Origin of the sequence: Novosphingobium sp., assembly GCF_049240505.1 — a bacterium.
Lineage (GTDB): Bacteria > Pseudomonadota > Alphaproteobacteria > Sphingomonadales > Sphingomonadaceae > Novosphingobium.
The window spans coordinates 1-8,000 of the sequence record NZ_JBMLSM010000198.1; the positions used below are offsets into that span (position 1 = coordinate 1).

General features: G+C 61.0%; 9 protein-coding genes. 7 read left to right on the top strand and 2 right to left on the bottom strand.

Features of this window, described 5'->3' with window-relative positions:
* The 3 genes from ACOVQ0_RS15805 to ACOVQ0_RS15815 form a co-directional block, all read left to right on the top strand.
* On the top strand, positions 1–1,828 hold a 1,828-nt coding region (locus ACOVQ0_RS15805), incomplete at its 5' end, for a strawberry notch C-terminal domain-containing protein (protein WP_421886531.1).
* A 53-nt stretch (positions 1,829–1,881) separates the two neighbouring features.
* Positions 1,882–2,295 carry an MbcA/ParS/Xre antitoxin family protein gene (locus ACOVQ0_RS15810; protein ID WP_226019587.1) on the top strand — a complete coding sequence of 138 codons (414 nt, stop codon included), beginning with the start codon at positions 1,882–1,884 and terminating at the stop codon, positions 2,293–2,295.
* Positions 2,292–3,023, top strand: a complete 732-nt coding sequence (locus ACOVQ0_RS15815) for an RES family NAD+ phosphorylase (RefSeq protein WP_421886534.1) — start codon at positions 2,292–2,294, stop codon at positions 3,021–3,023. Before ACOVQ0_RS15810 ends, ACOVQ0_RS15815 begins: the two co-directional genes overlap by 4 nt.
* 93 nt (positions 3,024–3,116) lie before the next feature.
* Here the strand turns inward: ACOVQ0_RS15815 and ACOVQ0_RS15820 are convergent, their stop codons facing one another.
* Together ACOVQ0_RS15820 and ACOVQ0_RS15825 are read right to left on the bottom strand one after the other, a co-directional pair.
* Positions 3,117–3,824, bottom strand: a complete 708-nt coding sequence (locus ACOVQ0_RS15820; protein WP_226019585.1) for an RES family NAD+ phosphorylase — start codon at positions 3,822–3,824, stop codon at positions 3,117–3,119.
* Positions 3,814–4,203: an MbcA/ParS/Xre antitoxin family protein gene (locus ACOVQ0_RS15825; RefSeq protein ID WP_226019584.1), complete on the bottom strand. Its 390-nt coding sequence runs from the start codon at positions 4,201–4,203 to the stop codon at positions 3,814–3,816. The genes ACOVQ0_RS15820 and ACOVQ0_RS15825 overlap by 11 nt, the downstream gene beginning before the upstream one ends.
* A 139-nt stretch (positions 4,204–4,342) precedes the next feature.
* Between ACOVQ0_RS15825 and ACOVQ0_RS15830 the strand changes: the two genes are divergently transcribed.
* The 4 genes from ACOVQ0_RS15830 to ACOVQ0_RS15845 form a co-directional block, all read left to right on the top strand.
* Entirely contained in the window at positions 4,343–5,002 is a 660-nt protein-coding gene (locus ACOVQ0_RS15830; protein WP_226019583.1) for a multiubiquitin domain-containing protein, read from the top strand.
* Positions 4,977–6,161 carry a ThiF family adenylyltransferase gene (locus ACOVQ0_RS15835; protein WP_226019582.1) on the top strand — a complete coding sequence of 395 codons (1,185 nt, stop codon included), beginning with the start codon at positions 4,977–4,979 and terminating at the stop codon, positions 6,159–6,161. Before ACOVQ0_RS15830 ends, ACOVQ0_RS15835 begins: the two co-directional genes overlap by 26 nt.
* Complete coding sequence (locus ACOVQ0_RS15840; RefSeq protein WP_226019581.1) at positions 6,161–6,616, top strand: DUF6527 family protein; 456 nt, start codon at positions 6,161–6,163, stop codon at positions 6,614–6,616. The genes ACOVQ0_RS15835 and ACOVQ0_RS15840 overlap by 1 nt, the downstream gene beginning before the upstream one ends.
* A 226-nt stretch (positions 6,617–6,842) precedes the next feature.
* A partial coding sequence (locus ACOVQ0_RS15845; protein WP_421886538.1) for a ParB/RepB/Spo0J family partition protein occupies positions 6,843–8,000 on the top strand: 1,158 nt, incomplete at its 3' end.

Here is an 8,000-nt window from a genome sequence, read left to right on the forward strand (position 1 = left end):
ACCTGCGCCTACCGCCGCCACGCTCGACATAAACTGCGACTGCAAAGAATATGTGATCGACTACCTCGCCAAAAGCTTTCCTGTCCGGCTGATGGCGGTCTTCACCGACGAAAACGGCAATCCCCGCTCCGAGCCGATGAGCGACGAGCACGGCGCGCCGGTGCTCTGCCGATCAGCACTGGCCGCGCGCGACCGGATGATAGAGCAGCTCTGCGCCTTGCCGCCGATCGCGACAGCACTTGATGCTATTATCGAAAGCTTCGGCGTCGAGCAGGTGGCGGAAGTGACTGGCCGGACGCGCCGGCTCATCGTCGGCCGCGATGGTCGTCAGAAGCTCCAATCCCGTTCGCCTCGCGCCAACGTCGCCGAAACCCAGGCTTTCATGGACGGCACCAAGCGCATCCTCGTCTTTTCCGATGCCGGAGGAACGGGGCGCAGCTACCATGCCGATCTCGCCGCCAGGAACCAGGCCCGCCGCGTGCACTTCCTGCTCGAACCGGGCTGGCGCGCTGACGCCGCGATTCAGGGTTTGGGGCGGACCAATCGCACCAATCAGGCATCGGCGCCGCTGTTCAGACCGGTAACGACCGATGTGCGCGGCGAGCGGCGCTTCATCTCGACGATCGCGCGGCGCCTCGACGGCCTCGGTGCATTGACGCGCGGGCAGCGCCAGACCGGCGGTCAGAACCTGTTCGATCCGGCCGACAATCTCGAGAGCATCTACGCCAAGGAAGCGCTCCACCGCTGGTTCGGCCTCTTGTTCACCGGCAAGCTCGAAGCGGTCTCGTTAGGGTGCTTCCAAGAGCTGACCGGCCTCAGGATTGAAGCACCCGACGGGTCGATGGTCGATGATCTTCCGTCGATCCAGCGCTGGCTCAATCGCATCCTCGCGTTACCGATTGCCCTGCAGAACGCGATCTTTGACGAGTTCATGGGGCTGGTCGAGGCGCGGATTGATGCCGCGCGTCAGGCCGGCACGCTCGATCTCGGCCTTGAGACCATCGCGGTCGAGGACTTCACGGTCCTGTCGGACACGCTGCTGCGCACGGATCCGGCGTCGGGCGCGACCACCCATCTGCTGGAACTGGAAATTGCCAGAGCTTTGAAGCCGCTTACACTGAAGCGGCTCGAGGAACTCCACGGCCTTGCTGTGCCACGGCAGCGGCCTGTTCGGAATGCCCGCTCAGGCCGCGTTGCCTTGCTCGTGCCCGCCCGCAGCATTCTTGCCGATGACGGCACGCGCGTGGCCCGCTTCGAATTGCTGCGCCCGCTGAAACGCAGCCACATCACCGAGGATCAGCTGGCTGAGAGCAGCTGGGAGGGAATCTCCGTCGATGCTTTCCGCGAAGCCTGGGCAGCCGAAGTCGAGGAAGCGCGGACCAACCACAAGCGCGAGCGCCTCTATCTTGCGACGGGCCTTCTGCTGCCGGTCTGGGACAAGCTTCCTTCGGATTTCGTGAGGGTCAGTCGCATATCGGCGGCGGATGGTCGGTCGCTCCTCGGCCGGGAGGTTCCGGTCCATTGCGTTCCGGAACTGTGCCGAGCGCTGGGTCTGGAACGCGAGCAATCGCTCTCCGCCGACGACATCGTACAGGCCGTTCTCGCGACCGGTCGACCGATGGAATTCACTGGCCGCGAGCAGCTCATGGTCAAGCGGAGCCTGGTCAATAGCTCACAGCGAATTGAACTTACCGGATGGAGTGCGGCTCACCTCGACTGGTACAAGGCCCAAGGCTGCTTTACGGAAATCATCCGCTACCAGACGCGGCTGTTCGTGCCGATCGAGGGCGCGGCGAACGTGATTGCCAGATTGGCATCATCCACATAGATCATTGCCAGATGGCATTGATTGACGCATATGATGCCATATGGAGATTTGCCATGCTGGCCCTGCAACCCGTTGATACTGCCGTTACCGCATTCCGTGCCGATCCGATTACCCAGGACGAAGCAGCTGCCATGTTTCGGGCAGTCCTCAATCTGTTCGGCAAATGGGAGCTGACCGACGAGCAGGCGGCAACGCTGCTCGACATGCCGGTGCGATCCTATCGCCGCTGGAAAGCCGAAGGCCCCGGGCGCGTTTCGCGCGATGGCCGCGCTCGGCTGTCCAACCTGATGGGCATTCATAAGGCGCTTCGGATCATCTTCTCGGAGGCAACCCGCAGCTATGCCTGGATCAGGTCGGCCAACGATGCGTTTGGCGGATCCAGTGCGCTCGACGCGATGCTCGGGGGCGAACTCACCGATATCATGCGGGTGCGTCGCTACCTCGACGCCGAGCGTGGTGGCTGGTGAACGAAACGGCGGATATCCCCGTTTCTCGAGTTGAGTGGAAGGGCGCTGTCAGGATCATCCGCAGCGCCTTTCCGCCGATCGACCTGTTCGAAGACATCGCAGATCCAGCCGACTGGCCGCTGCTGATCTCGGCAGAGCAGAAGACCAATCCGCGCATCATGGCGACTATTGGCAATCTCGACCTAATTCCGGTCGAACGCCGCGTCGGCGGTAATGGCGCGTCCTACCTCATGGCGCCGTTCACCCACGTCAGCACGGATCGGCCAAGCCGCTTTACCGATGGCAGTTACGGCGTGCTCTACTTGGGCGACCGGTTCGAGACCGCACTGTTCGAGACGATCCACCACCATGCCCGCTTCATGGCCCGGACGAAGGAAGCACCTGGCTGGACCTCGCAGTTCCGGGAGATCGTCATGTCAGTCGATGCTGACTTGCATGATCTCCGAACTCTGGCGGGGGAGCCGGTTCCGGCGCTCGATCCCCACAGCTATGCCGCATCCCAAGCGGTCGCGCGGCACCTCAAGGCCGCGGGATCAAACGGCATTGCCTACCCGAGCATCCGGCACACCGGCGGGGAATGCGTCGCGCTCTTCTACCCGGACTGCGCGTCAAATCCTCTCCAGGGGCGGCACCTTGACTACCACTGGGATGGCGCGCGCGTCGACCTCGTGCGTGATGCCGGATCAGGGGCTGTTTTCCGTATCGTCGACCTGCCTAGCAATGACTGACAGCAATTGCCGATTAAGAGCAGGCGTCCAAGGAAGCCGGATAGGCCTTCCAAACTGGACATCGGTTCAGAGGGCCGGGTCATAGCTTCATCACTAAGCGGCAAGAACTTGGTCTATCCCGCACAGATCTTCCGGGGAATATTGGACGTCGGAGGCAAACGAGTAAACCGTGCGGACGCGACTGCCATCCCAAACGAACTTGAAATGATCGCGTTGAACGGCGCGCTCCAGCACGTCGCCTCTAAGCACGCTCACGCAGAGGCCTGATGGTCGCTCGGCAGGCCTGAAAAGCAGACCATCGAAGCCCGCTTCCGCAATCAGAAGACCGCGCCGACGCCGTTCTGTAAGATCAAGCTCGGGATCCCAGTCACGCCCATCGACAAATCGTCCCTTCACCTGCCGCGAGAGTTCGCGCATTTCCAGGCCAATCGGCGCTTCACCAGTCTTGCTGAGGAACGTCTCGCGCTTTCGGATCGAGATGGCCAATGCCGTTTGCATATCCGCGGCCAGCTCGAGCGCGGGGCGATCCGCGTCGAAGAAACGCGTGCCGTCCGGGTTCGGGTAGGTGAATGGCGCGTGGTTCCAGTTTTGCAGAAGCGGACCATTTCCATCCACGACTTTCGCCCCGTTCATCAGACGATTCCGTTCGCGCAAGCGCGGATTGGTCAGCGATTCAATCTCGGCCAGCGCTTCGCTGCGATCATTTGCCACACGGGCGAACACGTCGATGGTGGGGAAACGCGATGGAATGAGCGTGAAGAAGGGCTGCTCGATATCTACCGCAATGAATTCATCCGCCACGTTGCGCATCCACATATTGTCTCACGCGATAGATATCCATCACCTGACCGCCGCGCATGACATCAAGGGCACTTTGCCCGTTGAACTGGGCATTGTGCCGGCGAATCCAACCATCGGCAGCGCGAGTGTCGGGCAACAGAATCTCGAGCGCTTTATGAATCGCCAGTAGGTGGGAAACGCGTTCGACCGTGTCGCGCGGGAGCGATCCGCCATCCTTCTTCCATTTGAAAAAGGTCGATCGGCCGGGTGACCCGAGCAGTAGCAACTGGTCCTCGGTCGACAGCTGCCATAATTCCGCCAGCCCTTGGAATGCCTCCATTGCCGCTGGAATCGCGGGCCTCCCCTCGCCCGATTGGGCGGTGGGTTCGAGCTTAACCACGCATAATTCTCCCTCTCATCCAGATTTGGACTTGAAACGCAAATCAGTCCCGATGTAGATAGTCCGCATCGGGACTCGATGCTGATCCTAGTCCATGGTGGATTCGGGATCAAGAGTCGGCAGAATATGGAGCACCGTTATGGCCAAGGGCCACGACAAATTTCAGTTTAGCGTCAACGGTGTCCTTCATGGCACCGGAGACAAGTTTCTGGACGGTAGCCAGATCCGCGAGATTGCGGGGCTTGAACCTGCCAGCGATTTCGTTCTGATCCAGATCGAAGGCGGCCTCGCCCGTTCGATCAGCATCGAGGAGGAGGTCAAGTTCGCAACCGGCGAGATCGCGGTCTTTCTCTCATTCGCCGGCGACCGCACCTACAACTTCACCGTCAATGAGCGGGGCTGGGAATGGGGTTCCCCGACGATCCTCGCCGCCGACATCTATCGCTATGGCAAGATCGACGAAGAGCTTGAGCTCATCCTCGACAGCGCTGGCGATGCCGTCATCCCCAGCGATGGGGAGGTGACGCTGGATGGCGCCGGGGTCGAGCGGATCCGCAGCCGTGAACCCAAGACGGTAACCATTAAGGTCAACGGGCGGCCCCGGAGCGTGGAAAAGCGCCCGCACAGCTACCGCGAGATCGCGGCGATCGCTTACCCCAACCCTGACTTTGAGAACTTCAACTACACGATCACCTATCTCCACGGTGTCCATGGCGCCGAGGGCGATCTCGTCGAAGGCGAGACCATTCAGGTGAAGAAAGGGATGGTCTTCAATGTCCGCCGCTCTGATAAGTCGTGATCCCCATCTCAAGCGCCTCGTTGAGGAGGGCTTCGAGATCGAGGTGCGCAACAGCCACTTGATCGTGCGGAGTATTCCGCACGTCACGGTTGACGGAAATTTGGCAAGGGGCGTGCTCACCTGCGCCCTGTCGCTAGACGGCACGGGCCTCACGGCAACGCCGCAAGGCGATCACACGATGTATTTCGCAGGGGGGACGCCGTGCCATCGCAACGGCGCCCCCATGGGGAACATCATCAACAATTCCCAGAAACAGCGCTGCGGCGAGATGGACGTGGATCACTATCTCTCGTCCAAGCCCGAGGTCACCCACCGGTACGAAAATATCTATGACAAGGTGGTCGCCTATGAGCGACTGATCGGCGGCGCTGCCCGGTCTCTCGATCGGACCGCCAACGCCCGGACCCATGCCAAGGCGATGATCGCCAATGACGATAGCCCGTTCGCCATTCCCGATTCCGCCTCGGCCCGCTATCGAATTGGCGGCGTGAACCGCAAGCTGAAGGGACGGGTCGCGATCATCGGTCTTGGCGGAACCGGATCGTTTCTGCTCGATCTGCTGGCGAAGACCTGGGTTACCGAAATCCATCTTTATGATGGCGACCAGCTCTTGAACCACAATCTGTTCCGGTCGCCTGGCTCACCGGAGCCGGAACTGCTCAAGGGTTTCCCCTACAAGGTCGACTATTACGCACAGGTCTATGCCCGGATGCACACGGGCATCACCGCGCATCCTGTTCGGGTGACAGCGGCTAATGTGGACGAGCTGGCAGGCTTCGATTTCGTATTCGTCTGCGTCGATAAGGGGTCTTCACGCCGCGAGATAGCCGAGGGATTGCTTCGGCTGGAGATCCCCTTCGTCGATACCGGGATCGGAGTAGGCCTGGAAGAGGATTGTCTTGATGGCTGCGCCCGAGCAACCTTCATCCGCCCCGGCATGGCCTGGTCCGAAGTCGAACGGTTGCTGCCGTTGGGCGATGACAAGGAGGAGGACGACCTTTACCGGACAGATATTCAGATCGCCGCTGTCAATTCGCTCAACGCCATCATGGCGATCATGCGATGGAAGCGCTGGTCGAACTATTTTCGCGACGAGCGGAACGAGGTGAACTCGGTCTACATGATCGAGGGCAACAACATCTCGAATAGGGCCGCATAATGGCCCGGGTCGACAGGCTCAAAACCGTCTTCGTGGATGAAATACCCGAGATTCTCGAAGACGGCATCCTGTATGTCTCGGAGGAATGCCGCGTCGCGTTGCATAATTGCGCATGCGGGTGCGGGGAAGAAGTGTCCACACCCCTCGTTCGTACCGAGTATCGACTGACGATAGAAGGGGATGCTGCATCGATCTGGCCTTCGATCGGCAATCACGACTTCGCTTGCGCTTCACATTATGTGATCAAGCAGGGCGAAATTCTCTGGGCAGGAAAGATGTCTCGCGGTGCGATCGAGGCAGGGCGGGAGCGAGACCGGAGGCTCAAGCGGCCCCCTGCTCCAAAACCGTTGCCTTCGCGCATACCGGCACCCAAACCGGGGCAGCCGTTCGCGAACGCATTGGTCAAACGCACGCTTGATTGGATCGTGGATGTCTGGCGCAAACTTTTCGGATGATAGGGAAGTCCGTACCGCGGCTTTCGTGGCTGCAATCCAACTGCCGCGATCAAGTCAGCTCAGCAACCCATTCTCCTGGAGTGTCCGCATCTCTGCTCAATCGCGTTTGACCGAAGCCATCGGGCAATTTGCTGCGGATGCACCAGAGAAGAGTGGGCTTTGCCCTGATTGAGCCATTTGGGCGTCGATGGTCGATGCGCCGGGCTCACAATCAGGAGTGTGTCCCATGATCAAGTCGATCCCGCTGAACAAACTCGTTCAGTCGCCCCGTAATGTTCGTCGTCACAGCGATCCGACTGCAGATGGTGAGCTTAAGGCCAGTATCGCAGCCTTTGGTCTGCTGCAGAATCTCATCGTCAAGCCTGCCGCCAAGGGCAAGTTTGAGGTGGAAGCCGGCGAGCGCCGCCGCCGCGCCATGCTTGAACTCGCAGACGAAAAGATCCTCGACCGCGATCACGAAGTTACCTGCCTCGTCCTCGAAGACAGTACCGAAGCCGCGGTCGAGACCAGCTTGGCAGAAAACTTCCACCGCCTCGCCATGAACCCAGCGGACGAAGCCCAGGCTTTTGCGGCGCTCGTCTCAAGCGGTGCAACTGTCGAGGATGTTGCGCGCCGCTTCGGCCTGACGGTCCGCTTCGTCGAGGGCCGTCTGCGTCTCGCGACGCTTGCGCCGGTTGTGTTCGAGGCCCTTGCATCCGGTCAAATCACTCTCGACATCGCCAAGGCCTTCGGTGCGACCTCGGACCAGGAGATCCAGGCTCGCGTCTTCGAACAGGTTTCCTCGGCCTACTATGCGCCCAATCCCGACAGCATCCGACGCATGGTTCTCTCGGGGACCGTCCGGGGCAGCGATCCGCGCGCCCGGCTCGTTGGTCGCGATGCCTACATCGCCGCCGGCGGCCGGATCGAACGCGAACTGTTCGATGATGACAACAGCGAATCCTGGGTCGATGTAGCGTTGCTCGAGAGCCTCGCGGCGGCAAAGATGGAAGAGCAGGCCAAAGCTCTCGCCGCCGAGCAGGGTCTCGCCTGGGTCAAGCCCACGCTAGATCCCTATGCCAGCCACGATCTGGTCGAAGGGCTGGTCCGGCTTCCCGCCGAACCGGCACTACTGACCGAAGCGGAACTGGCGAGGCTCGACGAACTCGATGCCTCCTATGACGAACATGCGGCGATCCTCGAAGACGAGGACAGTGCCGAGGAGGCTGTCGCTGCGGCCGAAGCCGCCATCGAGGCCATCGAACGCGAATGTCAGGAAATCCGGGCACGGCCGCCCGTCATCGCGGCCGAACTCAAGGCCGAGGCAGGGATGGTGCTGGTGCTCTCCCGCGATGGCACGCCGGTTCTCCAGCCGGTGTTCTACGGCGAGCGTCAGGCTGAACCC